Source organism: Actinomyces sp. zg328 (assembly GCF_009829635.1).
Lineage (GTDB): Bacteria > Actinomycetota > Actinomycetes > Actinomycetales > Actinomycetaceae > Actinomyces > Actinomyces marmotae.
In genome coordinates, this window is the sequence record NZ_VWPE01000003.1 from 122,262 (window position 1) to 148,307 (window position 26,046).

Consider the following 26,046-nt stretch of genomic DNA (forward strand, 5'->3'; position numbering starts at 1 on the left):
GGGCGCGAGGCGCGCCCACCGGGCCGGATCGATAAGAAGCGGCTCAGGCCGCCACGAGGGAGCTGATGACCGACTGGAAGATCCGCAGGCCGTCAGTGCCGGTCCGGGGGCCAGCGGGCGAGTCGGGGCCGAAACCCGGCTCCACCGCGTGCTCGGGGTGGGGCATGAGGCCGACGACGTTCCCGCGCTCGTTCCGCACCCCGGCGATGTCCCTCGCCGAGCCGTTGGGGTTGTCGATGTAGCGGAAGACGATGAGGCCCTCGCCCTCAAGGCGGTCGAGCTCCTCGGGGGAGGCGATGAAGTTGCCCTCGCCGTTCTTGAGCGGGACGACGATCTCCTCGCCATCGTCCATGGAGGACGTCCAGGCGGTCGTCGTCGACTCCACGCGCAGCCGCTGCTCGCGGCAGTAGAACTTCTGGTGGTCGTTGCGGATGAGGGCTCCGGGCAGCAGATGGGCCTCGGCGAGGATCTGGAAGCCGTTGCAGATGCCCAGGACCGGCATCCCGGCGCCGACCGCGTTGATGACCTCGCCCATGACGGGCGCGAAGCGGGCGATGGCGCCGCAGCGCAGGTAGTCGCCGTAGGAGAAGCCGCCGGGGACGACGACGGCGTCCACGCCCTTCAGGTCGGCGTCCTTGTGCCACAGGCTCACGGCCTCGCCGCCGGCCAGGCGGATGGCGCGGGCGGCATCGACGTCGTCAAGCGTGCCGGGGAAGGTGATGACTCCGATGCGGGCGCCGACGGGGCTGTCACTCACGGCTCAGTCCTCCTGAAGCGGGTGGACGGAGACGACGTCCTCGATGATGGGGTTGGACAGCAGGGTGCTGGCGGCCCGCTCGGCGTCGTCGAGGTGCTCCTGGGTGACGGGCCCCTCGACGGCGAGCTCGAAGCGACGGCCCTGCCGTACTCCGGTGAATCCGGTGAGGCCGATCCTGGGCAGGCTCCCCATGACGGCCTTGCCCTGCGGGTCGAGGATCTCCGGCTTGGGCATGACTTCAACGACGATGCGTCCCAATGTGCTCTCCTGGGAGTTGGGGGAAGTGCGGCGCGACCAGTGTAACCAGTCCGCGCCCGCGCCTCCGGGGCTGTCCACCGCCGTCGATCACCGGCGGGCCTTGCCGCCGATCGACAGCCACGGAGCCGGGGATGACCCGCGCGGGGCGCCGCGGCGCCTAGATGCGCCCGAGCCAGTCTCCGGCGAGCTTGAGGGCGAGGATGCCGCCGATGGCCAGGGCGCAGGTGCCGATGAGCCAGGCGGGACCCAGCACGAGGGCGATGACGGCGCAGACCACGGCGGCGGCGAGCATGAAGCCGCCGACGGCGCCCGCCACGCCCGCGGGGGCCTGGCTCGACTGGTCCACCGTGGAGGTCCCCATGAGGGGCCTCGGACCTGAGCCGACGGCGACGCGCGGCCCAGCCCCGGTGGAGGCGAGCCCAGCGGGATCGTTCTCGACACCCGAGGTGAGCAGGCGCTGGGGGTCGGCGACGTTGACATCACCATTGGTCAACCCGGCGGCCACATCCACGAGGCTGGGCTCCCAGCGCTCGGCCTCGCCGCGCACCGGCGTGCCGCCGGCCCAGGCGAGATACCCGGCGGCGGACACGAGTCCAGCGCCTCCCAGGACGACGACGAGCCAGGGCGGCACCCAGGGATGCCCGGCGTTGGCGGCGGTGGCCAGGCGCATCGCCGAGGTGGTGGCCAGGACGAGGCCGACCAGGGCGCATGCGATGCCCGCCAGGCGCTGGCGCACGAGCGAGGCCGGCCAGGGGGTGCGGGCCCGCTGCAGCGGCGTGGGCTCCGTGGAGCGACCGCGCCCAACGCCCCAGTCGGTTCCCCGGGGATCGCGGGGTCCTCCGGATGGGGCAGGGCCGCTCGGGCCGGGGGCACCGGGCGCATTGGGCTCCGAGGGGCCGTCGTCCGCGGCGGGGCGGGAGGCGAAGCCTGGGGCATTGGGGCCCAGGTCCTCATCGGCGTCGATGATCTCGGCCTCGGACCAGGTGGTGCGCCACCTCCTGCCAGATCCTCGCGAGGGGCGCGACTGGCCCCAGTTGACGGGCCCCCGCTCGGACGCGGGCCGACGATCCCGGCCGATCGGCGGGGCCACTCAGATCACCTGCCCGAGGATGGAGGCCAGCCCGAGGGAGATGAGGAGGAAGCCGAAGGCGGCCACGAGGATCTGGCCGAGGCGCAGCAGTGACTCGCCCGTCGTGGTGCCCGAGAGGCGCTCGTCAGCAGCGCGGCCCAGCGGGGTCGAGACCAGGGCGGTGGACACGGGGCCGGAGACGACGTCGAGGGCGGTGAGCTCGCGACGGACACTGGGCTCGGGCAGCGCGATGGCGGTGGAGCCGCCCGTGGGGATGACGGTCAGATCGGCACCGGGGGCGGCGGGCCGGCCGGGGCGCCCCTGAGGACCCGCCTGGCCGAAGCGGGCCGATTCGGCCAGGGCGCGCTTGCGGGCGGCCGCGGCGCGGTTGCGATCCAGCCGCAGGCGCGGGGCGTTGACAACGAGCGAGCGCGCGGGGACCCGCAGGGCGACGATGAGCCCGAGGCCCACGACGAGCAGGGCGATCCCCCCGAGGATCGCGGAGGTCCCCCGGGCCCCCAGGGCGCTGGCGAGCGCGGCGGCCAGGGCGAGGATGACGACGACCGTCGCCACGACGACGAGTACGACGAAACCCCGCCCGGGACGGAAGCTGCGGGTCACGCGGGGCGCAGGGCCCCCGAACGCGCCGGGGGCGGGGCCCCCGGGCACGGCGCCCCGGCCGGCGGTCGTCACCGGGCCTCCCCGAGGTCGAGCGGCGCCCCGGTGAGGCGCTCGTAGGCTTCGAGATAGCGCGCGCGGGTGCGCTCGACGACGTCGTCGGGCAGGGCGGGGGGCCTGTCACCGGAGGCGCGGTCCCAGCCGGAGGCCGGGGAGACGAGCCAGTCACGCACGTACTGCTTGTCGAAGGAGGGGGTGGGCCTGCCCTCCTCCCACTCCTCGGCGGGCCAGAACCGGGAGGAGTCGGGGGTGAGGACCTCATCGCCCAGGATGAGGGAGCCGTCGGGGCCGGCGCCGAGCTCGAACTTGGTGTCGGCGATGACGATGCCGCGCCGGGCGGCGATGTCAACGGCGCGCGTGTAGAGGGCGAGGGTGACGTAGCGGAGCTTGGCGGCGGTGGACTCCCCCACCATCTCGACGACGCGCTCGTAGGAGATGTTCTCGTCGTGCTCGCCGACCTCGGCCTTGGCGGCGGGGGTGAAGATCGGCTGGGGCAGCAGGGAGGCCTCGGTCAGGCCGTAGGGCAGTGGCAGGCCGCAGACGGTCTTGTTGAGGCGGTACTCGATGAGGCCGGAGCCGGTGAGGTAGCCGCGGGCGACGCACTCGATGGGGTGCATGTCGAGGCGCCGGCAGATCATGGCGCGCCCGGCGACCTCCTCGGGCACGTCGAGGGTGACGAGGTGGTTGGGGACCACATCGGCGAGCTGCTCGAACCACCAGGCGGACATGGCGGTGAGGATGCGGCCCTTATCCGGGATGGTGGTGTCCAGGACGTGGTCGTAGGCGCTGATGCGGTCCGAGGCGACGATGAGGAGGACGTCCTGGCCCGCCCAGGGGCTGATGGCATCGGGGGCGTAGACATCGCGGACCTTCCCGCTGGAGCGGTGGGCCCAGCCTGAGACTGTCAGGGGGGCGGGTCCTGGCATGGTGCTCATGCGCCCATCCTGCCACCCTGACCTGCCCGCGCGCAGCGATGATCTGCCCATTGCCCCAGGGCGCGCGGTGGCGCGGGGCGGGCGCGCGGGGCTCAGCGCCCGGCGGCGATGTCAGCGCGGTACTGGGCGCCGTCGAGGTGGATGCGGCTGATCGCCTGGTAAGCGCGCTCCCTCGCGTCGGCGACCGACTCCCCGAGGGCCACGATGGACAGGACCCGCCCGCCGGTGGCAATGAGGGTGCCGTCATCATCCCGCCCGGTGCCGGCGTGAAGGACATGGACGCCGTCGACCCTCTCGGCCTCCTCGATGCCGGTGATGGCCCCGCCGGTGATGACGGTGCCGGGGTAACCGGGTGCGGCGAGGACGACGTCGACGGCGGCCCGGGCGCTCCAGGTGGGCTCGGGGGCCTCGGCGAGGCGGCCGGTGGCGGCGGCCAGGAGGAGCTCGGGCAGGGAGGAGGTCAGGCGCGCAAGGACGGCCTGGGTCTCGGGGTCGCCGAATCGCGCGTTGAACTCGACGACGCGCAGGCCCTTGGAGGTCAGGGCGAGGCCGCAGTAAAGGAGGCCGACGAAGGCGGTGCCGCGGCGCGCGAGCTCGTCGATGACGGGCTGGGCGACGGTGTTGACGACTTGCTCGGCGAGGTCGGCGGGAGCCCAGTTCAGCGGCGTGTAGGAGCCCATCCCGCCGGTGTTGGGGCCGGTGTCCCCGTCGCCTAGGCGCTTGAAGTCCTGGGCGGGGGCGAGGGCGCGGACGGTGGCGCCGTCGCAGACGCAGAAGATGGATGCCTCTGGGCCATCGAGGTAATCCTCGACGACGACGCGCCCTCCCTGCTTGGCCAGGCAGGCGAGACCGTGTTCGAGGGCCGTGGCGCGATCGGGGGTGACGACGACGCCCTTGCCGGCGGCCAGGCCATCCTCCTTGACGACGTGGGGGGCGCCGAAGCGGTCGAGGGCCGCCTCGAGCTCGGCGGGGGTGTCGCAGACGGCGGCCTCGGCGGTGGGGACGCCGGCGGAGGCCATGACCTCCTTGGCGAAGGCCTTGGAGCCCTCAAGGCGGGCGGCCTCGGCTCCGGGGCCGAAGCAGGGGATGCCCGCGGCGCGGACGGCGTCGGCGACCCCGGCGACGAGAGGCGCCTCTGGGCCGATGACAACGAGGTCGGCGCCCATCTGCTGGGCGAGCGCGACGACGGCCTCGGGGTCATCGGCGTCAGCGCTGATGTTGGTGGCGATGGCGGCCGTGCCGGGGTTCCCGGGGGCGACGACGAGCTCGGTGGTGGCGGGGTCGGATGCGAGGGCGCGGGCCAGGGCGTGCTCGCGCGCGCCGGAGCCCAGGAGCAGGATCTTCACGTGGCCAGCGTAGCCGGGTGAGCGGCGCTGGTGGAACCGCCCTCCGGGGGACGAGCAGGGCGGGAGGACCGCCTGGGCGTGAGCGCGGGAGGTAGCGAACGGGGGCCCGGACCGTGGGCACGGTCCGGGCCCCCGTTGGAGCCGCCCTCACTCACATGGGTGAGGTGGTGTCAGCCCTCAGGCCTTGGCGGCGGCGATGCGCTCACGGAACTTCGCCAGCTCCTCGCGGATGGCGGCGGGGACCTTGTCGCCGAACTGGGAGAAGTACTGCTCGGTGTCGTCCATCTCGGCGGCCCAGGCGTCGGGGTCGATGTCGTACATCTTGTCCCAGTCGGCCTCGCTCACGCCGGCGCCCTCAAGGTTGAAGTCCTCGCGCTTGGGGTAGATGCCGGTGACGCCCTCGATGCCCTCGACCTCGCCGGAGGCGCGACGCACGATCCAGTCCAGGACGCGGGAGTTGTCCCCGTAGCCCGGCCACAGGAACTTGCCGTCCTCGTCCTTGCGGAACCAGTTGACCTGGTAGACCTTCGGGAAGTTCTCGCCCAACTGCTCCTGGATCTCCAGCCAGTGGCCCCAGTAGTCGGCCATGTTGTAGCCGCAGAAGGGTAGCATGGCGAAGGGGTCGTGGCGCAGGGAGCCGGCCTTGACGTCCGTGGCGGCGGCGGTGACCTCGGAGGCCACGGAGGCGCCGATGAACACGCCGTGGGCGGGCGAGTACTGCTCGGCGACGAGCGGCACGTTGGAGGCGCGGCGGCCACCGAAGAGGATCGCGTCGATGGCGACGCCCTCAGGAGCCTCCCAGTCGGGGCAGATGATCGGGCACTGCGAGGCCGGGGTGGTGAAGCGCGAGTTCGGGTGCGCGGCCTTCTTGCCCTCGGCGGCGTCGGCCGGGGTGAAGTCGTTGCCGAGCCAGTCGATGAGGTGGTCGGGCATCTCGGCGTCGATGCCCTCCCACCACACGTCACCGTCGTCCGTGAGGGCGACGTTGGTGAAGATGGTGTTGGCCTTCATGGTCTCCATGGCCATCGGGTTCGTCTTGTAGGACGTGCCCGGGGCGACGCCGAAGAAGCCGGCCTCCGGGTTGATGGCGCGCAGGCGGCCGTCCTCACCCTGACGCATCCAGGCGATGTCGTCGCCGACGGTCTCGACCTTGTAGCCCTCGATGGTGGGCTGGAGCATGGCGAGGTTGGTCTTGCCGCAGGCGCTCGGGAAGGCGGCGGTGACGTGGTACTGCTTGCCGGACTTCTCGTCGGTCAGGCGCAGGATGAGCATGTGCTCGGCCATCCAGTTGTCGCGGCGGGCCATCGTCGAGGCGATGCGCAGCGCGTAGCACTTCTTGCCCAGCAGGGCGTTGCCGCCGTAGCCGGAGCCGTAGGACCAGATCTCGTTGGTCTCGGGGAAGTGGGTGATGTACTTCTCCTCGTTGCACGGCCAGGTGGTGTCCTCCTGGCCGGGGGCGAGGGGGGCGCCGACGGAGTGGACGGCGGGAACCCAGGTGCGGCCCTCGTTGATGAGGTCCATCGCCTTGGCGCCGATGCGCGCCATGATGCGCATGTTGACGACGACGTAGGGGGAGTCGGTGATCTCGATGCCCAGCTGGGAGATCGGGCCGCCCAGGGGGCCCATGGAGAAGGGGATGACGTACATCGTGCGGCCGGCGTAGGTGCCGTCGAACTTCTCGTTGAGGATGGCCTTCATCTCGGCCGGGTCGTACCAGTTGTTGGTGGGACCCGCGTCCTCCTCCTTCTCGGAGCAGATGTAGGTCCGGGACTCAACGCGCGCGACGTCGCTGGGAAGCGAGCGGGCGAGGAAGGAGTTGGGGCGCTTCTCCGGGTTGAGGCGGGTGAACATGCCCGACTCGACCATCTCGGAGGTCAGGCGGTCCCACTCCTCCTGGGAGCCGTCGCAGAAGTAGACCTTCTCCGGCTTGCCGAGCTCGGCGAGGCGGATGGCGAAGTCGATGACATCCTCGGGCGCGTTGGCGGGAGCAGCAGCGCGGACGTCCTGCGCAGTGGCGGTCATATGAGTCCCTTCCTTGGGTTGGTTGACCCTCAATCGGTCGAGGCCAATCCTCCCCCACAACGCGCTGGGAGTCACGCGCACCTTGGTCCTATCGAGACGCTTTCACCAGAAGCGCAGAGGTGGGACGGGCCCATGGCCTGCGCCACATCCTCGTCGTCCTCATCGTGCCCGCCACCGGCCCCGGCGCCCTTGCCAGCCGGGGTACGGTCGGGCCGTGAAGAGCATGGACCCTGACCGAATCGCCCGCGTCGCGCACTCCCGGAGCCGACGGAGCCGCGCGGCCCGCCTGGCCGCGCTCGCCGTGCCCCTGGCGCTGAGCGCCTGCACGGCCAACCTCGAGATGGAGATCGGCGCCGACGGCCGGTACAGCGCCGTCATCGAGATGCGGGACTCCACGGGCAAGGTGCTCACGTCCAAGGATGACTGCCAGAGACTGGCGGATAAGGCCGTCGCGGGCACCTCCGCGAGCGCGCAGGCCGAGGTCGTCGAGGCCGATGACGACGAGATCGCCTGCAAGATCACCGTGAGCGGCGTGGAGATCCCCGCGTCCGACCAGGCCAGTTCGGACGCGCTCGTCGTGCGCGAGGACGATCTGTACGCGGTCGATCTGACGAGGCTCACCGACGGCCTCACGACCCCCACGGGCAAGGCGGGCGCCGGGGGCGACTCCGCCCCCTCGGGCAGGGGCGGCTCGCAGGGGCCCCAGGGCCCCGCGCCCACCGTCGGGGCCGGGCCGACCGCCCCGCCGCTCGACTCGAGGATCTCGGTGACCTTCCCGGGCGCCGTCGTCGACGGCGGCGGCGGCAGCGTCGATGGCAGGACCGTCACCTGGGAGGACACGGACACGATCCTCGCGGGGATCCATGCCACCGGGCACACGCGGGCGAACGCCGGCCTGAGTTTCTGGGACCGCTACTCCTGGTGGGTCATCGGCGGCACGGCAGGATTGGCGGCGGCCGTGGCGGTGGCCGCTCTCAGGCGCCGCCGAGCGCGGGGCTGACGGCCCCGCGGCGCTTCCCACGCGAAGGCGCCCATGGGGCGGACTCCCCGTGGTGCTCAGGGCCATTTCATCCCTATGCTGGGCCTATGGCTATCTCCTCGCTGCGCCGCAAGATCACAGCGGCCCTCCTTCTCCCCACTGCCGCTCTCACCCTGACCGCCTGCGGTGGCAGCGTCGACTTCAAGATCCATGACGACGACACCTTCGACCTAACGATGACCGTGTGGGACAGCACGAACTCCGGAGCCCTGACGAAGGAATCCTGCTCGGAGGAAACGATGGCTGGCCAGGGATTCGGCAAGTCCGGTCTCCCGGAGGGGGTGAAGCCGACCTACACCTTCGGAGACAAGGACGGCAGTCCTTCGTGCACCATGGAGATGAAGGGCGTTAAGCTCAGTGACACGAAGTCAACCAACGGTGAGGGCATCAAGCACGAGGGCGACACGTACGTCTTCGACTGGGACGTGTCCAGCATGCGGGACAGCTCGCGGAGTACGCCTCCCGGGATCGCCGTCTCGGCCAATGTCACCTTCCCCGGCGAGGTGACCGAGCACTCCGGCAGCTCCACGGTTGATGGCACGAAGGTGACCTGGAAGAACATCCTGACCGAGTCCGACACCAAGTTGCACGCCGTCGGCAAGGACAAGGGCTCCGGCTCCTCCTCCGGTTCCTCCAACTCGAAGCTCGCGCTCATCCTGGGCATCGGCGGGGTCGTGGCCCTGCTCGTCATCGGTGGCATCGTGGCGGCGGTCGTCGCCTCCAAGAAGAAGAAGGCCGCGGCCTCGGCGCTGCCCTACGGCGCTCCCGCCGTTCCCGGCCAGCCCATGCAGGCCGGGTACGACCCCGCCGCCGGTTACGGCGCGGCGCAGCCCGGCTACCCGCAGCAGTACGGCCAGCCCGGGCAGCAGAACCACCAGCAGCCGCCCCAGCAGCCCTACGGCAATCAGTACTGAGACCGGTTGAGCGCGGCCAGGCTCTTGGGCCCGGCCACGTGATAGGAGCCCCCGGCATCCACGGATGCCGGGGGCTCTGCCGTGTCGATCGGCCCGCGCTCGCGCGGCCGAAGCCGCGCGAGCGGGCGCCGTCAGCCGAGGAGCCGGTGGCGCACGATCGTCGCCTCGCGCCCGGCGCCCACGCCGATTGCCGACACGCGGCAGCCCGCCAGCTCCTCGATGCGCTCCACGTAATCCCGCGCGGGCCGGGGCAGGTCTGAGAACTCCCGGGCGCCCGTGATGTCCTCGGCCCAGCCGGGCATGACCTCGTAGATGGGCGTGGCGTGATGGAAGCCGGTCTGGGTCAGCGGCATCTCATCGGTCCGCTCACCGTCGACGTCATAGGCCACGCAGATGGGGATCTCCTCGTGCCCGGTGAGGACATCGAGCTTGGTGAGGACGAGATCAGTCAGTCCGTTGACGCGCGCCGCGTACCGGGTGACGACGGCGTCGTGCCATCCGCAGCGGCGCGGGCGGCCCGTGGTCACACCGAACTCCCCTCCCTCGGCGCGCAGGCGCTCGCCCGTGGCATCGGTAAGTTCGGTCGGGAAGGGGCCCTCCCCCACGCGCGTGGTGTAGGCCTTGGCAACGCCGATGACGGAGTCGATGCGCGTGGGGCCGACCCCCGTGCCGGTGCAGGCGCCGCCGGCGGTGGGGTTGGAGGAGGTGACGAAGGGGTAGGTGCCGTGGTCGATGTCGAGCATGGTGGCCTGGCCCGCCTCGAACAGGACGGTCTTGCCCGCGTCGAGGGCGTTGTTGAGCACGAGCGAGCAGTCGATGACCATGGGTCGCACGCGCTCGGCGTAGGACAGCAACTCATCGGCGACCGCATCGGGGTCCACGGCTCCAGCCCCCAGGATCTTGGTGAGGACCCCGTTCTTCTGGTCGAGGGCGCCGCGCACCTTCTGGCGCAGGATCGACTCATCGAACAGGTCCTGCACGCGCAGGCCCACGCGATTCATCTTGTCCGAGTAGGTCGGGCCGATGCCGCGCCCGGTGGTGCCGAGCTGGCGGTCACCGAGGTAGCGCTCGGTGGCCTGGTCCATGATGCGGTTGTAGGAGGGGATGAGGTGGGCGTTGGCCGAGATGCGCAGGGAGGAGGCGTCCTTGCCGCGCGCCTCGATGTCCGCGATCTCCGCGAAGAGGACCTCCAGGTCCACGACGACGCCATTGCCGATGATCGGGGTGACGCCCGGGGTGAGGACGCCCGCGGGAAGGAGGTGGAAGGCGAACTTCTCGCCGTCGATGACGACGGTGTGGCCGGCGTTGTTGCCACCATTGAACTTGACGACGTAGTCGACGCCTTGGCCGAACTGATCGGTCGCCTTACCCTTCCCCTCATCACCCCACTGGGCTCCAACGACGACAATGCCTGGCATGTCTCTCTCCTGTTGCTCTGAGGCGGGCAGGTGCGCGCGCCGCCGCCCAGGCTACCCGAGAGCCGGGCGCGCCGGGCCCGCCGATCAGCGCTCAGGCATCGGGCGCGCCGGCGGCCCGACGCAGGCGGTCGATCACGCCGCGCTGAACGAGGGCGATGAGGTAGGCCTGGAAGCCAACGCCGATGATGACCATGAACCAGGCCACGGCCGGCAGCGTCCTCGGCAGCGCGAGGGGCAAGGCGATCGGGGCCGCGGTGATGACCAGGCACAGGCTCGTGCGCCCGAGCGCCCCGACCGCCAGGCGCAGAGCGTTCCCCAGGTGACCGGAGGCCGTGTTGTCGAAAAAGGCCACCAGGGGCAGGAGCCAGGCGGCCACGCCGGCCAGGACGAGGGTAGCCGCCAGCACGAGGCCCGAGACGCCCGAGGCGAGGCGGGAGGCGCTTCCCGGGGGCGCGGCGCCCGGCCGCCCGCCCAGGACGACGAGCTCGACGGCGGCCAGCACGATGAGGGAGAGCATGGGCAGCCACCAGGCCAGCGAGCCACGCAGATTGACGCGGAAGGAGCGCCACCAGGAGCGGACCGTGTAGACATCCTCCTCCCGCGCCATCTCCATGGTCACGCGGTGGCAGGCGACGAGGGCGGACCCCGCCGTCACCACGGGCAGGCACCCCAGAAGGGTGAGACCGTTGATAACGACGAGGTCCGCGGCCGCTGACCACGCCCTGTGGAAGGGCGAGTCGAACCGGAGGAGTCCGGCCACGTCAGCCCTTGACGGCGCCGGCGGCGACGCCCTCGATGATGTGCTTCTGGCTCACCAGGTAGAAGACGACGATCGGGATGATCGCCAGGACGAGCATGGCCATCTGCGCTCCCAGGTCCTTGTTCCCGTTGGAGCCGGTAAGCGCCTGGATGACGATCGGGATGGTCTTGTAGTTCTCGTCGTGGCCGATGACCAGGTAGGGCAGGAGGTAGTCGTTCCACACCCACATGGTGTTGAGGATGGCGACCGTGACCGCCGTCGGCTTGAGCAGCGGCATGACCACCCGGAAGTAGGTCTGCAGCGGCGAGCAGCCGTCCATGTAGGCGGCCTCCTCGATCTCCATGGGGATCGACTTGATGAACCCCGCGAAGAGGAACACCGACAGCGCCCCGCCGAAGCCAAGGTAGAGCACGATCATTCCCCACGGGCTGGCCAGTCCGAGCAGGTCGGCCACCTTGGAGGTGGGGAACATGACGAGCTGGAACGGGGCGATCATCGAGAAGGCGAAGACGTAGTAGATGACGGAAGTCCACCAGGTTTTCACCCGGGTGATGTAGTAGGCGGTCATCGCGGTCAGCAGGAGGATCACCGCGACCGAGCCCACCGTGATGAACAGCGACCAGCCGATGGCTTGCGCGAAGCCGTTGAGCTTGAGGCCGGAGGCGTAGTTGGTGAATCCGGAGAAGCGCTCACCCGTGGGCAGGGAGAAGGGGCTGTCGGAGATGTGGAAGCGGCCCTTGAAGGAGTTGATCAGGATGAAGACCAACGGGACCAGCCACACGAGCGACAGGATCGCCAGGAGGGCGGTGATGATCGTCCTCCCCATGCTCCCGCTGGGCTCGGCGGCCCTCGCGCGGGCCGGGGCGGTGGTGGGCCGGACGGCGGTGCTGGCGGCGCTCATGCGTCGACCTCCTTGGCGCGGGTGACGCGCAGCTGAACGAGCGCGATCGCGGCGACGATGAGGAAGAAGATCACCGCGGCGGCCTGCGCCTGCCCCATCTGGTTGCGGGCGTGGTACATGGTGTTGTAGATGCTCAGGGCCGCCATCTCGGTCTTCTTGAGCGGGGCGCCGTTGGTCAGCGCCAGGTTCTGGTCGAACATCTTGAAGGTGTTCGCCAGGGTGAGGAACAGGCAGATGGTGATCGAGGGCATGACCATCGGGATGGTGACGTTGCGCAGCGTCGTCCACCCATTCGCCCCGTCGATCTGCGCGGCCTCGATGAGCTCGGGCGGAACGTTCTGCAGCCCCGCGATGTAGATGATCATCATGTAGCCCATGAGCTGCCAGTTCACCAGCAGGATGAGGCCGAGGAGGCCGAGGTGCCAGTCATTGACGATGGTCTGGCCCCAGTGCTTGAGGATCGCGTTGAGCATGACCTGCCAGGTGAATCCCAGGACGATGCCGCCGATGAGGTTGGGCATGAAGAACACCGAGCGGAAGAAGTTGGTGCCCTTGAGCTTGCGCGTCAGCAGGTAGGCCAGCGTGAAGGCCCCGAGGTTGACGGTGATGATGGAGATCACCGAGACGATGACCGTGAACCACAGCGCCGAGCCGAAGTCCGACTCAAGGACCTTGGAGTAGTTATCCAGGCCCACCCACTTGGCGTTCGTCAGGGTCTTGAACTTGGTGAAGGACAGGTAGAGCCCCATGAAGAACGGGACGAGGAAGGCGATGAGGAAGGCCAGGATCGTGGGTCCGGCGAATATCGGGAAGTACTTCTTGAGTGCGCTGTTCATGATTCCTCTTGCAGCGCCCGGCGACTCTGCCGGGCCGAATGGAGGCGGGAGGTGGGTGGCTCAGCCGACGGCGTCCAGCCGGGTGGCCGGGCGCCGTCGGCGGAGCATTGCCGCGAGGGCGGAGGATCAGGCCTTGGCCTTGCCCTCGGCCCAGCCCTTGACGAAGTAGTCCTTGACCGCGGTCCAGTCCTCCTTGCCGGAGGCGTACTGGGACAGGTGCTGGCCGAGCTGGTCCTTGAACTCCTGGCTCGGGAAGGTCGGGAACACCCAGTTGACGGGGGAGAGTTCTTTGTTGTTGAGGTAGGAGACGATCTCCTTGCCCAGCGGGTCAGCCGGGGTGAGACTGGAGAACGCCGAGTAGGGGGCCACTGAGACGACGGACTTGTCGACGAGCATCTTGGCGGCCTCGGCGTCGGTGAGGAGCCAGTTGAGGAAGTCCTTGGTGGCATCCTTGGCGGCATCGGGGGCCTCGGAGTTGATCGTCAGGTAGTTCTCAGTGCCCAGGGCGATGCCGTACTTCTCCTCGCCCTCGACGCCCACGTAGATGGGCAGGAAGTGGATGTCCTCCTGCTTGACGGTGTTGCCCGCGACCTCGGAGATCTGGGACCAGGCCCAGTTGCCGTTCTGCACGAAGGCACACTTGCCGAGCGCGAACTCGGACATGGAGTCGGTGACGGCCTTCGCGGAGGCCTCCGTGGGGGCGATGGTGGAGTTGTTGAGGTAGAGGTCGAAGATCTGCTTGTAGTTCTCCGAGTAGGTGAGCTTGAGGTCCTTCGAATCGGTGGCACCCAGGTCGCGCAGCTCGTAGAAGACGGGGTAGTTCGCCAGGTGGGTCTGGAAGCGCCAGTCCTCGCCCGGGGAGAGCGAGGTGGCGGCGAAGGCGCCGCTGATGCCGAGCTCGTCCTTCTTGGCCTGGATGTCCTCGACGACCTCCTTGAGTTTGGCGAAGCCCTTGATCTCGCCGACGCTCGCGGCCTTGGCGCCGTCCATGGCGAAGTACTTGTCGAGGATGGCCTTGTTGTAGATGATGCCGTAGCCCTCAGTGGCCAGCGGGACGCCGTAGATCTTGCCGTCGTCGCCCTTGAGGGCGAGCGAGTTGTCCGTGAGGGCCCTGGCGGCGGCGGTGTCGCTCAGGTCGGTCGCGTAGTCCTTCCAGTTGGCCAGGCCGACCGGGCCGTTGATGTTGAACAGGGTGGGCGGGGCGGACTTGGCGACCTCGGAGGTCAGGGTCTCCTCGTACTTGCCGGCGGCGGCGGTGACGACCTTGACCTCGACTCCGGTCTTGGCCTTGTAGGCCTCGGCGATGGCCTTGAAGGCCTCCTCGGCCTCGGGCTTGAAGTTGAGGAAGTAGACACCGCCCTTGCCAGAGGAACCGGACTCACCGCAGGCTGCCAGGGTTGCAGCAACAGCGAGCGCGGCGGAGCCACAGAGCATGGAGCGGCGGGAAACGAGTCGCATGAGGTCCTCCTTTGGACAAGACAACCGCGTGGGCGAGGAAAGCCCCGCGTGAGCGACTGCCCGCTCGACGAGCCCGGGGTAGGTCCGATGTCGCGGGCGACACCCCATCATTGCACATCCTGCCCCCCTTGCTGCAAGTCTTTCAGGCCAGATATCGCCGCGCCGCGGCTCAGCAAGGGGCTCGGGCCCCTGGCCCGAGACGGAGCGGCGCGGCCCCGATGCCGCATGGGCATCGGGGCCGCCTGTCATCCGGATGGGAGCGTCAGCCGGGTGACGCGCTCACATCCAGCGCTCCGCGAGGTTGATCAGCGCTTGGCGGAGCCGACGGAGCCGAGGCGCTCGCAGGCCTCGACGACGCGGGCGGCCATGCCGTTCTCAGCGGCCTTGCCCCAGGCGCGCGGGTCGTAGGTCTTCTTGTTGCCGACCTCGCCGTCGATCTTGAGGACGCCGTCGTAGTTCTTCAGCATCCAGTCGGCCACCGGACGGGTGTAGGCGTACTGGGTGTCGGTGTCGACGTTCATCTTGATGACGCCGTTGCGCACCGCGGTGGCGATCTCCTCGTCGGTGGAGCCGGAGCCGCCGTGCATGACGAGGTCGAAGGGGGAGTCCTGGGTGCCGACCTTGGTGGACAGGCGGTCGCCGAGGCGCTTCGCGACGTCGTCCTGGATCTCGCCGAGGATCTCCGGGCGGAGCTTGACGTGGCCGGGCTTGTAGGCGCCGTGGACGTTGCCGAAGGTGAGGGCGGTGATGTAGCGGCCGTTCTCACCCAGGCCCAGGGCCTCGATGGCGCGCCAGGCGTCGTCGGCCGTGGTGTAGAGGTTGGCGTTCTCCTCGCCCTTGATGCCGTCCTCCTCGCCACCGACGGCGCCGATCTCGATCTCGAGGACGACGTTGGCGGCCTTGGCGCGGGCGAGCATGTCGACGGCGATCTCGATGTTGTCGTCGAGGGACTCGGCGGAGCCGTCCCACATGTGGGAGTTGAACATCGGGAGCTCACCGCGCTTGACCTGCTCGGCCTCGATCTCCAGGAGCGGGATGATCCAGGGCTCGAGCATCGCCTTGGGGCAGTGGTCGGTGTGCAGGCCGATCTGGACCGGGTAGAGGTCGCCGACGGCGCGGGCGTAGGCGGCGAAGGCGATCGAGCCCTTCACCTTGTCGGCGCGGGAGGAGCCGGACCAGTAGGCGGCGCCGCCGTTGGAGATCTGAACGATGCCGTCCGACTCGGCGTCGGCAAAACCCTTCAGGGCGGCGGAGAGAGTCTGGGAGGAGGTGACGTTGATGGCGGGGATGGCGTACTTGCCAGCCTTCGCGCGATCAAGCATGTCCGCGTACGACTCCGGGGTAGCGATGGCCACTGGGTGCCTCCTGGGTGAGATGTGGCAATGGTGCGGCACTGATTCTTCCACGGATCAGGTCGATCGGGTACCGGGCGATGGTCCCGGGGCCCCTGCTCACTCCGACTCGGGCACGGCAGCGCGGCAGCACCGGCGGATGCGCGGTCAGTCGGGCGGCGCGGTCAGTCGGGCGGCGCGGTCAGTCGGGCGGCGCGGTCAGTCGGGCGCGGGGCCGCCGTGCTGGAGGACCCAGGCGTGCATCGCCACGGCGGCGGCCGCCGCGACGTTGATCGACCGGGTGGAGCCGTACTGGCCGATCCGGTGGAGGCGGGAGCAGCCCGCGAGGAGCTGCTCGCTGATGCCCTGGCCCTCCGACCCGAAGATCATGAGGCAGCGCTCGGGGAGGCGCGCCTGCTCCAGCGGCGTCGAGCCGGGGCCGTTGTCGATGGCGATCGGTTCATAGCCCTCGGCGATCGCCCAGGCGAGGAGGCCCTCCGGTCCGGGGTGGTGGCGCACGTCAAGGTAGCGGTCAGTGACCATGGCGCCGCGACGGTTCCAGCGGCGCCGCCCCACGATATGGATGCCGGAGACGTTGAAGGCGTTGGCGCTGCGCACGATGGAGCCGATATTGAGGTCCTGGCTGACGTTCTCGATGGCCACCTGGAGCGGGTGGGCGCGGGAGGCGAGGTCGGCGCGGACGGCCTCCACCCTCCAGTACCGGTAGCGATCGACGACGTTGCGCCGGTCCCCCTCGCGCAGGAGCTCGGGGTCGTACCGGGGGTCCGTGGGCCAGGCGCCCTCTCCCCCGGGCCAGGGCCCGACGCCGACCTCCCGGTCGTCCGCCGGCCGGTCCTCCTCAGGCGGCAGAGGGGGGCGATGGCCGGGACCGTACGCCTCTTGAACATCATCAGTCACGGCGCTGCGTCCCACGTTGTTTTTGCTTCTCCCACAGGTCGTTGACGATCTGGTCGTAGCCCGTCGGGTCGGAAGAAGGGACGTGACGGTCGTGCTTCCTCAAGGTGGCCAGTGCCTCGTGTGCCTGGTTCCTGTCGAGCCCGTGAGAGTCGACCGCCTCATCGTCGTCGTCGCGCTCTTCCTGCGCGGGCAGGCCGAGCACCCAGCAAAGCGATGCTTGGGGAGCCTTTCCGTCCGCGACCGCACGGCGCAGCCCCGTGACAACCCGCTCAGGGAACCGACGGCGAGCGGAGTACTGCACACGCGCAGACACATCGGCAGGCGACGCCACCGATGATGCGAGCGAGTTCCTCAGCAGCGCTGCCGTCGATGCGGCCAACGCCGAGCGCGCTTCGTCGCCGGGCGTCACACGCAGGTACCTCAGTCTGACCTCCAGGGCTTGGGTGGACACTCCAAGCTCCCAGCACAACTGGGCGACGGTCGCGGCCGTCGCCCGCCCCCAGTCAACGGAACCGACACGCTCCACGGGCATGAGCAGGTCGGCCGCGAAGGCATTCGCCATGTCCTCGGCCTCCTGACCGCCCAATGAGGACGCACCCTCGACGAGGAGGTGACCGAGCTCATGGGCGAGGGTGAAGTTGCTCCGGTACCAGTGCTCCGTCGCCGCCACGACGATGACCTTGTGCCCCCCGAGAGTCAGCGAGTACCCGTCCTCGGACAGCGGGACAACGATCACCTCGACTCCGAGGGCGTCCTCGACCCGGTCGTAGAAGCAGGAGGCGAAGCCCTCCCCCAGGGCGGAGCGAGCCTTAGCCGCAGCCCGCTGGACGCTCAGGCCGCTCACGCCGACTGCACCTGCCGGTAGACCAGGGCGATGTCCTCAAGCACCCGCCGGTCAGCAGAGGGATCGCACGAGTAGGCCCCCGTGGGCCGGTCATAGCTGTGCCGCGCAGCCGCGCGGACCTCGAAAGGATCCGCCTCACCGGTAACGAGCCAGTGCATCGTGACGCCAAGATGCTCGGCGATGAGCGCCGCCTCGATCGATGACAAGGAGCGGGTCCCGGCGAGGGCCTTGGACATCGCCGACTCGCTCAGACCGACGGCGGCAGCCAGAGCCGCCTGAGTCTGGCCGCGCGCGACCAACGTCTCTTTGATGCGGGCGCCAATGGATCCCATGGTCTCAAGCGTACCCGCGAGTTTCGATTATCGAAAGATGGAGCGAAGGCGGAGTAAGCCACATCAGCCTGGCGAACCCGGGCGTCCAGTCCACGAGCAGAGCGCACGATGACAAGCACTCGTGGACTGGACCGCGAACTCAGCCCAGCCCGAGGTCACTCAGGCCCAGCGCAGCAAAGTACGGCAGGCCGGCGGCCTCGATGCGCTCGCGGGCACCGGTCGCGCGGTCAACGACGACGGCGACGGCGAGCACCTCAGCACCGGCCTCGCGCAGGGCCTCCACGGCCTCCAGCGGGGAGCCACCGGTGGTGGAGGTGTCCTCCAGGACGACGACGCGGCGTCCCTCCACACCCGGGCCCTCGATGCGGCGCTTCATGCCGTGGTCCTTGGCGGCCTTGCGCACGACGAAGGCGTCGAGCTCAAGGCCGCGCGAGGCGGCCGCGTGAAGCATGGCGGTGGCCACCGGGTCCGCCCCCATGGTCAGGCCGCCGACGGCGTCGTAGTCCTCGGTGGTCAGGCCCGCCTCCTCGAGCACATCGAGCATGACGTGGCCGATGAGGGGGGCGGCCTCATGGTGAAGGGTGGCGCGGCGCATGTCCACGTAGAAATCAGAGGTCAGGCCGGAGGCGAGAGTGACGGCGCCTCGCACAACGGCGAGTTCGCCGACGAGCTCGGCCAGGCGGGCGCGCTGAGGGTCATTGGTGCTCACACCCCAAGGTTAGACGATCCGGGTCCCGGCCTCCCGTCTGGGCGGCCGGGACCCGGATGGGGCCTAGGCTCAGGAGAGCGCGGCGATCGCGGCCTCGTAGTCGGGCTCCTGCGCGACCTCGGGGACCTGCTCGGCGTGGAGAACCGTGCCCTGGGGGTCCAGGACGACGACGGCGCGCGAGAGCAGTCCAGCCATGGGAGAGTCGGCGATGGTCACGCCGTAGTCGTGGCCGAAGGTGGAACGGAAACTCGAGGCGGTGACGACGTTCTCGATTCCCTCGGCGCCGCAGAAGCGGGCGTGCGCGAAGGGGAGGTCCGCCGAGACGCACAGGACGGTGGTGTTTCCCAAGGAGGCGGCGCGCTTGTTGAACTCGCGCACGCTGGAGGCGCACACGCCGGTGTCGATGGACGGGAAGATGTTGAGCACGAGGCGCTTGCCGCGCAGGGACTCGCTCGTCACCGGGGCGAGGTCGGCGCCGACGAGCTCGAAGGCGGGAGCCTCGGTCCCCACGGCGGGCAGGGTTCCGGTAGTCGTGATGGGGTCTCCATGAAGGGTGATCTGAGCCATGCCGCCATCATGGCAGGACCATCGTCCTTCATCGAGCCCAGTCCGCCTACCGCGAACCGGCGCGCATCGGCCCCACCGGGGCGGGGCCGCCCACCGGGGCGGTGGCAGTGGGCGTGAGCGCGCTCAGTACTGGGTGGCCGCCGAGGCGTGCCCGGCGACACGGCGCACGAACCATCTCGGCGCCAGCCTCAGCGCCGCGTTGCCCACCTGGTAGCGGGCCGACGGCGTGCAGATGACCTGGCCCCGGCGCACCGCCGCGAGCGCAGCGCGGGCGACGTCGGCGGCGTCGAGCCACATGACCTCGGGCCAGTGGGAGCCATCCATGCCGGCGCGGTCGTGGAACTCGGTACGGGTCAGACCGGGATTGACGACGGTGGCGGTCACCCCGGTGCCCACCAGCTCGGAGGCGATCCCCTCGGTGAAGGTCCGCACCCAGGCCTTGTGAGCGGCGTAGGTCCCCATGGCTGTCAGCGCGGTCATGCTGGCGATGTTGAGGATGGCGCCGTGCCCGCGCCGCACCATGCCGGGAAGGGCCTGGTGGGTGAGGGTCATAACGGCGCCGACCATGACGTCGAGGGCGCGCCTCTCCTGGCCCAGGTCGCCGCCGACGAAGGCCTGGCCAACGGCGAACCCGGCATTGTTGACGAGCAGGTCGATGGGACGGGCCGCCACCTGCTCGGCGCTGTGCACGCCCTGCGCCCCGACGACGGCGCCGGTCACGCCGTCCCGCAGGCGAGAAGCCACGCGCTCGAGGTCCTCGGGGACGGAGAGGTCGGCCTCGATCACCTGGACACCGACGCCCGCTGCCTGGTGGATCTCCTCGGCGACGGCGGCGAGCCGTGCCGCGTCCCTGGCCACGAGCACGAGGTCATGATGGGCCTCGGCGAGTTGCCAGGCGAGCTCCAGTCCGATGCCCGATGTGCCTCCGGTGATGAGTGCGGTTCCCATGACATCAGGCTAGCGCCAGGGCCCGCCGTGCCCGGGAAGGGAGCGCCGCGCGCCCCACCCGGGGTCAGGGCCGCGCTCCGGCCGGTAGCCTCCTTCCATGCGCATCGCCACATGGAACGTCAACTCGATCCGCACCCGAGTCGATCGGGTCGTGGGCGTACTGGAGCGCCACGGCGTCGATGCCCTCGCCATGCAGGAGATCAAGTGCCGCCCGGATCAGTTCCCGCGCGAGCCCTTCGAGGCGGCGGGCTACGAGCTCGCCATCCACGGCCTGAACCAGTGGAACGGGGTGGCGATCGCCTCGCGCGTGGGCCTGACCGACGTCGCCGAGTCCTTCGCCGGGCAGCCGGCCTGGGCCGCGAGTGAGGGCGCTGAGGCGGTTGTGGAGGCGCGGGCCCTGGGGGCGACCGTCGGCGAGGCACTGGGGGATGGGGCGCCGGTGCGCCTGTGGAGCCTGTACGTTCCCAACGGGCGCGAGTTGGACCACCCGCACTACGCCTACAAGCTCGCCTGGCTGGCCGCCCTGAGGGATGAGGTCGCCTCCCAGCTCGCAGCCGATCCCTCCCTCCCACTGGCGCTGGTCGGCGACTGGAACGTGGCGCCCCGCGACGAGGACGTGTGGGACATGGCCGCCTTCGAGGGAGCCACGCATGTCTCGGCCCCCGAGCGGGAGGCCTTCGGCTCCTTCGAGGCGCTGGGGATGGTGGAGGCCACGCGCGAGCGCGTCACGAACTACACCTACTGGGACTACCAGAGGCTGCGCTTCCCCAGGAACGAGGGGATGCGCATCGATTTCGTCTACGGCTCCCCCGCTTTCGAGGCGCGGGTGGCGGGCGCGCTCATCGACCGCGATGAGCGCAAGGGCAAGGGCGCCTCCGACCACGTGCCGGTCATCGTGGATGTGGATTGACCGGGCGGGCCGGGCGCCGTACTGGCCGAGGCCTCGCGGCCCACGAGCGCCAGCACATCGGATTAGGCTCGTGGCATGAGCGCCGCGACACCCCTTCCAACTGAGTCATCGGCCCCCTCCGCCGCGCCGTCGGCATCCACCGCGCCCGGGGCCCTGCGCGAGCCGATGACGGCCCCCGTGCGCAACGCGACCATTGACGCGCTCCTGGCGCACCGCACGATCCGCGCCTTCACGGACGAGCCGGTGGGCGAGGAGGTCATGCGGACCCTGCTGAGCGTCGCGCGGGCCTCGGCCACGTCCTCCTACTTCCAGCAGGCGACCATCATCCGCGTGCGCGACGCCGTCGTGCGCGAGGCCGTCCACGCCGCCTCCGGGCAGCCCTACGTGGGAGGGGATCGCGGTGAGTTGCTGGTGCTCGTCGTCGACCTGCACCGCAACGCCGTCATCCGTGAGCGCGCCGGGGCCTCGCTGGAGCCCCTGGAGCGCGCCCACGCCTTCCTCCAGGGATGCCAGGACACGATGATCGCCGCGCAGTCCATGGTGGCGGCCGCGGAGTCCCTGGGCCTGGGCACCTGCTACCTCGGCTCGATACTCGGCGATCCCGCCGGGCTCATCGCCGCCCTGGGGCTGCCCGAGCGGACCTTCCCCCTCCTCGGGCTCCTCGTGGGTCACCCGGCGCAGGAGCCGCAGTACAAGCCGCGCCTGCCGGAGCGGATCACCGTCGGCATCGACTCCTATCCCCCGCTGGAGGAGCACGACGCCGAGTTGGCCGCCTACGATGAGCGCGTCACCGAGTACTACGACCTTCGGGACGCCTCGCGCCGCGTGGACAGTTTCACTGAGCAGATCGCGCGGGCGGTCGGGCAGGGGCGGGCCGCGCAGGCCCCGATCCTCGACGTCCTGCACCGCCAGCGGCTCTGCCTCCACTGAGGCGGATGAGGAGGCGCAGATGATCAACGACTTGTTCCCCGCCCTGGGGCTGTTCGACTTCCCGACGGCGCTGGTCGTCACCGAAGGCGACCGGGTCATCGCCGAGGCGGGCGAGATCGACGCCGTCTTCCCCCTCGCCTCTGTGACCAAGCCGATCGTCGCCTGGTCGGCGCTCATCGCCGTCGAGCGCGGCATGCTCGGCCTCGACGAACCCGCCGGCGAGGGGCTGGACGGCGCGACGATCCGCCACCTGCTCGCCCACGCCAGCGGCGTCGCCCCCGACTCCGGCGAGGTGCTCGCCGCCCCCGGCACGCGGCGTATCTACTCCAACCGGGGCATCGAGGTCCTGGGGCGTCGCCTCACCGAGGCCACGGCCACGGACCTGGAGGCCTGGGTGGAGACCACCGTGCTGGAGCCCCTGGGCATGGCCAGCGTGCTCATCCCCGGCTCACCGGCGCATTCGGGGCAGGGCAACGCCCGCGACCTGTCGGTCTTCGCCCGTGAGCTCGCCGCCCCCCGCCTGCTCGGGGCCGGGCTCGCCGAGCGGGCTTGCGCCCCCGTCTACCCCGGCCTGGCCGGCGTCCTGCCCGGATACGGGAGGCAGAGCCCCAACCTCTTCGGCCTGGGGGTGGAGATCCGGGGTGACAAGCGGCCGCACTGGACCGGCATGGGGAACTCGCCCGCGACCTTCGGGCATTTCGGGCAGTCGGGCTCCTTCATCTGGGTGGACCCGGTGGCCGGGCGCCAGGCGGTCTTCCTCGGCGAGCGCCCCTTCGGTCAGACGCACCGGAGCGCCTGGACCGCGCTCAACGACCAGATCCTCACCCTCCCATAGGCGCGAGACCGGTCGAAAATAGGAGCGAGACCGGTCCGTGGACCGGTCTCGCTCCTATTTTCGACCGGTCTCGCTGAAGGAAGCGGGGCGGGGGCGGATAGCATGCGGGGGATGTCCAGTTCCGCCTCCGCCCGACCGCTAGGGCCGGGCTACGCCGTCGTGGACCTGGAGACCACGGGCCTATCCCCCAGCGCGGACGCGATCCTGGAGATCAGCCTCGTCCACCTCAACGCACGCGGCGGGATCGAGGGCGCTTGGACCTCCCTGGTGGACCCCGGACCGGGCCCCGACGGGACCCGCGAGGTCGGACCGACCTTCATTCACGGCCTGACCAGTTCAGATGTGATTGGGGCGCCACGGATCGCCGATCTGGCGGACCTCATCGCCCGGGACCTCGCCGGCAGGGTCGTCGTGGCGCACAACGCCCGATTCGACCTCGGCTTCCTCAGCCACGCGCTGGGCAGTCTTGGCATCCTCGACGCCGACGCGCCCATCCCCCAGGTCTGCACCATGCGCCGCGCCCGGGACTATCTCACGACGCCGTCGCGCCGCCTCACCGCCTGCTGCCAAGCGGCCGGCATCCCCCTCACGGCGCATCACACGGCGCTCGACGACGCCCTGGCCTGCGCTGGCCTGCTGCGCCACTACCTGGCGGTAAGCCGCGAGCGCGGGCAGGACCGCCCCGCTTGGGGGGAGGCCCTGGACGCGGCCGCGGCCTTCACCGGCCTGCGCTGGGATGACCAGCGAGCCGACGCCGCCCGCTCGCGCCTGGCGATGAGGGGCCGGACGCGGGCCGCCGCGCCTGACCCCACCGACGCCATCCGCTCCCACTAGCGCGGGCAGGACGCGCCAGTGGGCGCGACCAGCACCACTCGGGGTCATCAGCGCCACTGGGCGCCACGCGTCGGGGCCCGCGCGGACACTGGGAGTCCCCAGCCCCGCGCGGGCCCCGATCAGGCACCGCCGGAAACGGTCAGCCGCGCCAGGCCCCCGTGACGGGGTCCATGTAGTAGCGGCTCGGGCCGACCGTGATCCAACCGGTGGCCATGGCGCCATTGGCCCGCAGGTAGTACCAGGAGCCGTCCTCCTGGAGCCAGCCGGTGGTCATCGCCCCGCTGGCGCCCAGGTGGTACCAGGTGCCGGCCAGGCGGAGCCAGCCGGTGGTCATCGCCCCGCTGGCGCCCAGGTGGTACCACTTCCCACCGTCCTTGGCCCAGCCGGTGACCATGGCGCCGTTGTCCTGGAGGAGGTACCAGGCGCCGCCGTCCTTGACCCACCCCGTGGCCATCGTCCCGTCGGCCCGCAGGTAGTACCAGGCGGCACCATCCTTGAGCCAACCGGTCACGAGGTTGCCCTCAGCATCGCGGTAACGCCAGTTGCCGCCATCCTGCTCCCAGCCAGCCTTCGGGGCGGGAGGCGCCTCGGGCTTCGGCTGCGGGCTCGGGGCGTCCTTGAGGGCGGGGCAGTCGCTGCCCAGCCAGGCCAGGGAGAAGTTGCGGTAGGTGATCCTCTTGTTGATGACGTCCTCACTGAGCAGGCCCAGCGAGCCGTCGCGCTGCACAGCCAGCGTGGTGTAGCCGACATACTCCTTGCGGAAGAGCTTGTGCGTCCAGGTGGCGCCGTCGTCGCAGGACAGCGAGAGCGTGCCCTGATCACGATTCCCGGTCTGGTTCGGGGAGTTGGTGAACAGGAGGACCTTGGCGCGATCCGTGCCGGGGGCGGCATTGGGGAAGGCGCGGATGATCTGGCCGTTGTTCATGGCATCCGGCAGGTTCTTGTCAGAGACCGGCTCGGACCAGGTCTGGCCGCCATCGGTGGAGGTGGCCACCTTGCGGAGCCTGGCGCCAGCGGACGGGCGGGAGTTCATCATGAGCCGGCCATCGGAGAGCTCGACAACCTTGTTCTCATCCATGCCGGTGCCGACAGGGGTTCCGGCCTTCCAGGTGGCGCCGTGGTCGTCGGAGTAGACGGAGACGGCCCGCTGCTGGAAGGAGCCCGGGGTGCCCGAGCGGATGGTGAACTGCTGGACGAGGCGCCCCTTGTGCTCGCCGTGCTGGATCTGGATCCCCTGGCCGGAGGCGGCGAAGCGGGAGTACCAGGAGGGGTCGTTCGTGATGTCCGAGGTGATGACGCGGTGGGTCCAGGTGTGGCCGTTGTCCGTGGAGGTGGAGACCTCGGCCTGGATGACGTTGCGGGCCTGCGCGTCAGTGCCGGGCCGGGAGGCCACGAAGCCGACGTCGTAGGACTTCACGTGGAAGTTGAAGATCGTCCCCGTGGCCGAGTCGACGACGTAGGAGGGGTCGGAGTACCCGACGCGGGTCTGCTTCGACGCCGTCTCACCCTTGTGGATGTAGGTGGGCGCGCCCCAGGTCTTGCCGCCGTCGGTGGAACGGCGCTGGACGATGCTGTTCGGGTTGGGGGAATCGCCCCCGGAGGCGTCCCAGCCGGTGATCGGCCGCCGGTCGTAGGCCATGAGGAGGTCACCGTTGGGCGCGGTGGTGATCGCGGGGATGCGGACATTGTTCTTGGCAGTGCCCGTGGCCACCGCGCTGCCGTCGCTCATCGAGGCGGGCAGCGACGTCGAGGCGTCCGGGAGGGGCGCGGGCTCAGCCTTGGGGAAGTCGCCCTTCTCCTCCTCGGGCTCCTGCGGGTCCTCGGGAAGGTCCTTCCCAGGAGGGGCGGGCTTGATGGGGACGGTGGCTCCGCGGATGGTCTCCGGGGTGTTGAGGACCGCTCCCTTGTAGGCGGGCTGCTGCATCTTGTAGGAGATCTCCGGGGTGAAGGAGCCCCTGTCGAGATCCTCCTGCGTGACGGTGTGGGTGGCGAAGCCCACACAGTCCGCCTTACTCGCCTGGGCCTCGATGCGGGTCCACCGGCACTTCTGGACATCTCCGCCCAGATTGGTCTTGTCGACCGAGAAGGAACGGGCCTCAGCGTCCAGGTTGGTCACCCGGATGTCGAACATGAGGGTGCTTCCGACGCGGTAGAGCCCGTTCGGCGGGGCGCCGGCCTGGGTGATAGCGATGTCCATGCGGCCATCGGCGGTCTTGGCCGCCTGCGCCGTCGGGGCGATGGTGAGCCCGGTGAGCGCGATGACACCGGCTCCCAGGATCGCTGGGATACGGAGGTGATGAGTTCTCATAGGGGATCCGTTCAGTGCTCGGCAACGTTGCCTGGGGTCTTAGCGGACGGGAGTGTCAGACGTCTGACAATCACGACGATAACGCCCAGATATGGATCGATGTCAAATCAGCAACGCCTATGGCAACCGCACAGGTCAACCGGCATCAGGAATAACCGTCTCGCGTGGACGACCTGATACGGCTTCGGC

General features: G+C 70.1%; 26 protein-coding genes. 6 read left to right on the top strand and 20 right to left on the bottom strand.

Going from position 1 to position 26,046, the window contains the following annotated elements:
* Positions 1 to 43: 43 nt before the first annotated feature.
* The 7 genes from purQ to GVV75_RS03015 form a co-directional block, all read right to left on the bottom strand.
* The gene (gene purQ, locus GVV75_RS02985; RefSeq protein ID WP_159522848.1) at positions 44 to 757 is read right to left on the bottom strand and encodes a phosphoribosylformylglycinamidine synthase subunit PurQ; all 714 of its coding nucleotides are present in this window, start codon (positions 755 to 757) and stop codon (positions 44 to 46) included.
* Between the two features lie 3 nt (positions 758 to 760).
* Positions 761 to 1,015 carry a phosphoribosylformylglycinamidine synthase subunit PurS gene (locus GVV75_RS02990; protein ID WP_159522846.1) on the bottom strand — a complete coding sequence of 85 codons (255 nt, stop codon included), beginning with the start codon at positions 1,013 to 1,015 and terminating at the stop codon, positions 761 to 763.
* Between the two features lie 157 nt (positions 1,016 to 1,172).
* Positions 1,173 to 2,105, bottom strand: coding sequence for a PsbA protein (locus GVV75_RS10250; protein ID WP_236266039.1), 933 nt, complete (start codon positions 2,103 to 2,105; stop codon positions 1,173 to 1,175).
* Positions 2,106 to 2,705 (bottom strand): hypothetical protein, encoded by a 600-nt coding sequence (locus tag GVV75_RS03000; protein WP_235905124.1) that lies wholly within the window; start codon positions 2,703 to 2,705, stop codon positions 2,106 to 2,108.
* Positions 2,706 to 2,773: 68 nt separating this feature from the next.
* The gene (locus tag GVV75_RS03005) at positions 2,774 to 3,697 is read right to left on the bottom strand and encodes a phosphoribosylaminoimidazolesuccinocarboxamide synthase (protein WP_159813405.1); all 924 of its coding nucleotides are present in this window, start codon (positions 3,695 to 3,697) and stop codon (positions 2,774 to 2,776) included.
* 92 nt (positions 3,698 to 3,789) lie between these two features.
* Positions 3,790 to 5,043 (bottom strand): phosphoribosylamine--glycine ligase, encoded by a 1,254-nt coding sequence (purD, locus tag GVV75_RS03010; protein WP_159813407.1) that lies wholly within the window; start codon positions 5,041 to 5,043, stop codon positions 3,790 to 3,792.
* A gap of 177 nt (positions 5,044 to 5,220) precedes the next feature.
* Positions 5,221 to 7,065: a phosphoenolpyruvate carboxykinase (GTP) gene (locus tag GVV75_RS03015; RefSeq protein WP_159624619.1), complete on the bottom strand. Its 1,845-nt coding sequence runs from the start codon at positions 7,063 to 7,065 to the stop codon at positions 5,221 to 5,223.
* A gap of 223 nt (positions 7,066 to 7,288) precedes the next feature.
* Here GVV75_RS03015 and GVV75_RS03020 point away from each other — a divergent pair, with 223 nt between their 5' ends.
* Both GVV75_RS03020 and GVV75_RS03025 read left to right on the top strand, forming a co-directional pair.
* Positions 7,289 to 8,065 (top strand): LppM family (lipo)protein, encoded by a 777-nt coding sequence (locus GVV75_RS03020; protein ID WP_442858381.1) that lies wholly within the window; start codon positions 7,289 to 7,291, stop codon positions 8,063 to 8,065.
* Between the two features lie 86 nt (positions 8,066 to 8,151).
* Positions 8,152 to 9,018 (top strand): LppM family (lipo)protein, encoded by an 867-nt coding sequence (locus GVV75_RS03025; protein WP_159813411.1) that lies wholly within the window; start codon positions 8,152 to 8,154, stop codon positions 9,016 to 9,018.
* A gap of 131 nt (positions 9,019 to 9,149) precedes the next feature.
* Here the strand turns inward: GVV75_RS03025 and GVV75_RS03030 are convergent, their stop codons facing one another.
* The 12 genes from GVV75_RS03030 to GVV75_RS03085 all read right to left on the bottom strand — a co-directional run bounded on the left by GVV75_RS03030 (position 9,150) and on the right by GVV75_RS03085 (position 20,040).
* Positions 9,150 to 10,436, bottom strand: a complete 1,287-nt coding sequence (locus tag GVV75_RS03030) for an adenylosuccinate synthase (protein WP_159813413.1) — start codon at positions 10,434 to 10,436, stop codon at positions 9,150 to 9,152.
* Positions 10,437 to 10,527: 91 nt separating this feature from the next.
* Positions 10,528 to 11,196 carry a DUF624 domain-containing protein gene (locus GVV75_RS03035; protein WP_159717639.1) on the bottom strand — a complete coding sequence of 223 codons (669 nt, stop codon included), beginning with the start codon at positions 11,194 to 11,196 and terminating at the stop codon, positions 10,528 to 10,530.
* Between the two features lies 1 nt (position 11,197).
* The gene (locus GVV75_RS03040; RefSeq protein ID WP_159813415.1) at positions 11,198 to 12,097 is read right to left on the bottom strand and encodes a carbohydrate ABC transporter permease; all 900 of its coding nucleotides are present in this window, start codon (positions 12,095 to 12,097) and stop codon (positions 11,198 to 11,200) included.
* Positions 12,094 to 12,933, bottom strand: a complete 840-nt coding sequence (locus tag GVV75_RS03045; RefSeq protein WP_159522828.1) for a carbohydrate ABC transporter permease — start codon at positions 12,931 to 12,933, stop codon at positions 12,094 to 12,096. Before GVV75_RS03045 ends, GVV75_RS03040 begins: the two co-directional genes overlap by 4 nt.
* A 126-nt stretch (positions 12,934 to 13,059) precedes the next feature.
* A complete protein-coding gene (locus tag GVV75_RS03050; protein ID WP_159522826.1) occupies positions 13,060 to 14,391 on the bottom strand; it encodes an ABC transporter substrate-binding protein in 1,332 nt (443 codons plus the stop codon).
* 305 nt (positions 14,392 to 14,696) lie between these two features.
* Entirely contained in the window at positions 14,697 to 15,746 is a 1,050-nt protein-coding gene (gene fbaA / locus GVV75_RS03055; protein WP_159522824.1) for a class II fructose-bisphosphate aldolase, read from the bottom strand.
* Positions 15,747 to 15,941: 195 nt separating this feature from the next.
* Positions 15,942 to 16,640 (bottom strand): TrmH family RNA methyltransferase, encoded by a 699-nt coding sequence (locus GVV75_RS03060; protein WP_236266040.1) that lies wholly within the window; start codon positions 16,638 to 16,640, stop codon positions 15,942 to 15,944.
* Positions 16,633 to 17,484, bottom strand: a complete 852-nt coding sequence (locus GVV75_RS03065; RefSeq protein ID WP_159813419.1) for an ImmA/IrrE family metallo-endopeptidase — start codon at positions 17,482 to 17,484, stop codon at positions 16,633 to 16,635. The genes GVV75_RS03060 and GVV75_RS03065 overlap by 8 nt, the downstream gene beginning before the upstream one ends.
* Positions 17,481 to 17,816, bottom strand: coding sequence for a helix-turn-helix transcriptional regulator (locus GVV75_RS03070; RefSeq protein ID WP_159813421.1), 336 nt, complete (start codon positions 17,814 to 17,816; stop codon positions 17,481 to 17,483). Before GVV75_RS03070 ends, GVV75_RS03065 begins: the two co-directional genes overlap by 4 nt.
* Before the next feature lie 139 nt (positions 17,817 to 17,955).
* Positions 17,956 to 18,525 (bottom strand): orotate phosphoribosyltransferase, encoded by a 570-nt coding sequence (gene pyrE / locus GVV75_RS03075; protein WP_159813423.1) that lies wholly within the window; start codon positions 18,523 to 18,525, stop codon positions 17,956 to 17,958.
* A gap of 69 nt (positions 18,526 to 18,594) precedes the next feature.
* The gene (tpx, locus tag GVV75_RS03080) at positions 18,595 to 19,092 is read right to left on the bottom strand and encodes a thiol peroxidase (RefSeq protein WP_159813425.1); all 498 of its coding nucleotides are present in this window, start codon (positions 19,090 to 19,092) and stop codon (positions 18,595 to 18,597) included.
* Between the two features lie 123 nt (positions 19,093 to 19,215).
* Positions 19,216 to 20,040: an SDR family NAD(P)-dependent oxidoreductase gene (locus GVV75_RS03085; protein WP_159522812.1), complete on the bottom strand. Its 825-nt coding sequence runs from the start codon at positions 20,038 to 20,040 to the stop codon at positions 19,216 to 19,218.
* Positions 20,041 to 20,137: 97 nt separating this feature from the next.
* Here GVV75_RS03085 and GVV75_RS03090 point away from each other — a divergent pair, with 97 nt between their 5' ends.
* From GVV75_RS03090 to GVV75_RS03105, 4 genes are all read left to right on the top strand, one after another.
* Positions 20,138 to 20,950: an exodeoxyribonuclease III gene (locus GVV75_RS03090; RefSeq protein ID WP_159522810.1), complete on the top strand. Its 813-nt coding sequence runs from the start codon at positions 20,138 to 20,140 to the stop codon at positions 20,948 to 20,950.
* Positions 20,951 to 21,115: 165 nt separating this feature from the next.
* The gene (locus GVV75_RS03095) at positions 21,116 to 21,880 is read left to right on the top strand and encodes a nitroreductase family protein (RefSeq protein ID WP_159624714.1); all 765 of its coding nucleotides are present in this window, start codon (positions 21,116 to 21,118) and stop codon (positions 21,878 to 21,880) included.
* Positions 21,881 to 21,899: 19 nt separating this feature from the next.
* Entirely contained in the window at positions 21,900 to 22,715 is an 816-nt protein-coding gene (locus GVV75_RS03100; protein WP_159813428.1) for a serine hydrolase domain-containing protein, read from the top strand.
* A 111-nt stretch (positions 22,716 to 22,826) separates the two neighbouring features.
* A complete protein-coding gene (locus tag GVV75_RS03105; RefSeq protein ID WP_235925212.1) occupies positions 22,827 to 23,549 on the top strand; it encodes a 3'-5' exonuclease in 723 nt (240 codons plus the stop codon).
* A gap of 139 nt (positions 23,550 to 23,688) precedes the next feature.
* Here GVV75_RS03105 and GVV75_RS03110 read toward each other — a convergent pair whose 3' ends face one another.
* Positions 23,689 to 25,857, bottom strand: coding sequence for a sialidase family protein (locus GVV75_RS03110; RefSeq protein ID WP_159717645.1), 2,169 nt, complete (start codon positions 25,855 to 25,857; stop codon positions 23,689 to 23,691).
* Positions 25,858 to 26,046: the final 189 nt, after the last annotated feature.

What these genes read in the sequence shown, in the direction of transcription:
- tpx (WP_159813425.1), bottom strand. Translation starts at nt 19,092, where the DNA reads ATGGCTCAGATCACCCTTCATGGAGACCCCATCACGACTACCGGAACC.
- GVV75_RS03095 (WP_159624714.1), top strand. Translation starts at nt 21,116, where the DNA reads ATGACGGCCCCCGTGCGCAACGCGACCATTGACGCGCTCCTGGCGCAC.
- GVV75_RS03030 (WP_159813413.1), bottom strand. Translation starts at nt 10,436, where the DNA reads ATGCCAGGCATTGTCGTCGTTGGAGCCCAGTGGGGTGATGAGGGGAAG.
- GVV75_RS03070 (WP_159813421.1), bottom strand. Translation starts at nt 17,816, where the DNA reads ATGGGATCCATTGGCGCCCGCATCAAAGAGACGTTGGTCGCGCGCGGC.
- GVV75_RS03105 (WP_235925212.1), top strand. Translation starts at nt 22,827, where the DNA reads ATGTCCAGTTCCGCCTCCGCCCGACCGCTAGGGCCGGGCTACGCCGTC.
- GVV75_RS03020 (WP_442858381.1), top strand. Translation starts at nt 7,289, where the DNA reads ATGGACCCTGACCGAATCGCCCGCGTCGCGCACTCCCGGAGCCGACGG.
- GVV75_RS03025 (WP_159813411.1), top strand. Translation starts at nt 8,152, where the DNA reads ATGGCTATCTCCTCGCTGCGCCGCAAGATCACAGCGGCCCTCCTTCTC.
- GVV75_RS03090 (WP_159522810.1), top strand. Translation starts at nt 20,138, where the DNA reads ATGCGCATCGCCACATGGAACGTCAACTCGATCCGCACCCGAGTCGAT.
- GVV75_RS03110 (WP_159717645.1), bottom strand. Translation starts at nt 25,857, where the DNA reads ATGAGAACTCATCACCTCCGTATCCCAGCGATCCTGGGAGCCGGTGTC.
- GVV75_RS03045 (WP_159522828.1), bottom strand. Translation starts at nt 12,933, where the DNA reads ATGAACAGCGCACTCAAGAAGTACTTCCCGATATTCGCCGGACCCACG.
- GVV75_RS03085 (WP_159522812.1), bottom strand. Translation starts at nt 20,040, where the DNA reads ATGGGAACCGCACTCATCACCGGAGGCACATCGGGCATCGGACTGGAG.
- GVV75_RS03050 (WP_159522826.1), bottom strand. Translation starts at nt 14,391, where the DNA reads ATGCGACTCGTTTCCCGCCGCTCCATGCTCTGTGGCTCCGCCGCGCTC.
- GVV75_RS03040 (WP_159813415.1), bottom strand. Translation starts at nt 12,097, where the DNA reads ATGAGCGCCGCCAGCACCGCCGTCCGGCCCACCACCGCCCCGGCCCGC.
- GVV75_RS03100 (WP_159813428.1), top strand. Translation starts at nt 21,900, where the DNA reads ATGATCAACGACTTGTTCCCCGCCCTGGGGCTGTTCGACTTCCCGACG.
- GVV75_RS03015 (WP_159624619.1), bottom strand. Translation starts at nt 7,065, where the DNA reads ATGACCGCCACTGCGCAGGACGTCCGCGCTGCTGCTCCCGCCAACGCG.
- GVV75_RS03005 (WP_159813405.1), bottom strand. Translation starts at nt 3,697, where the DNA reads ATGAGCACCATGCCAGGACCCGCCCCCCTGACAGTCTCAGGCTGGGCC.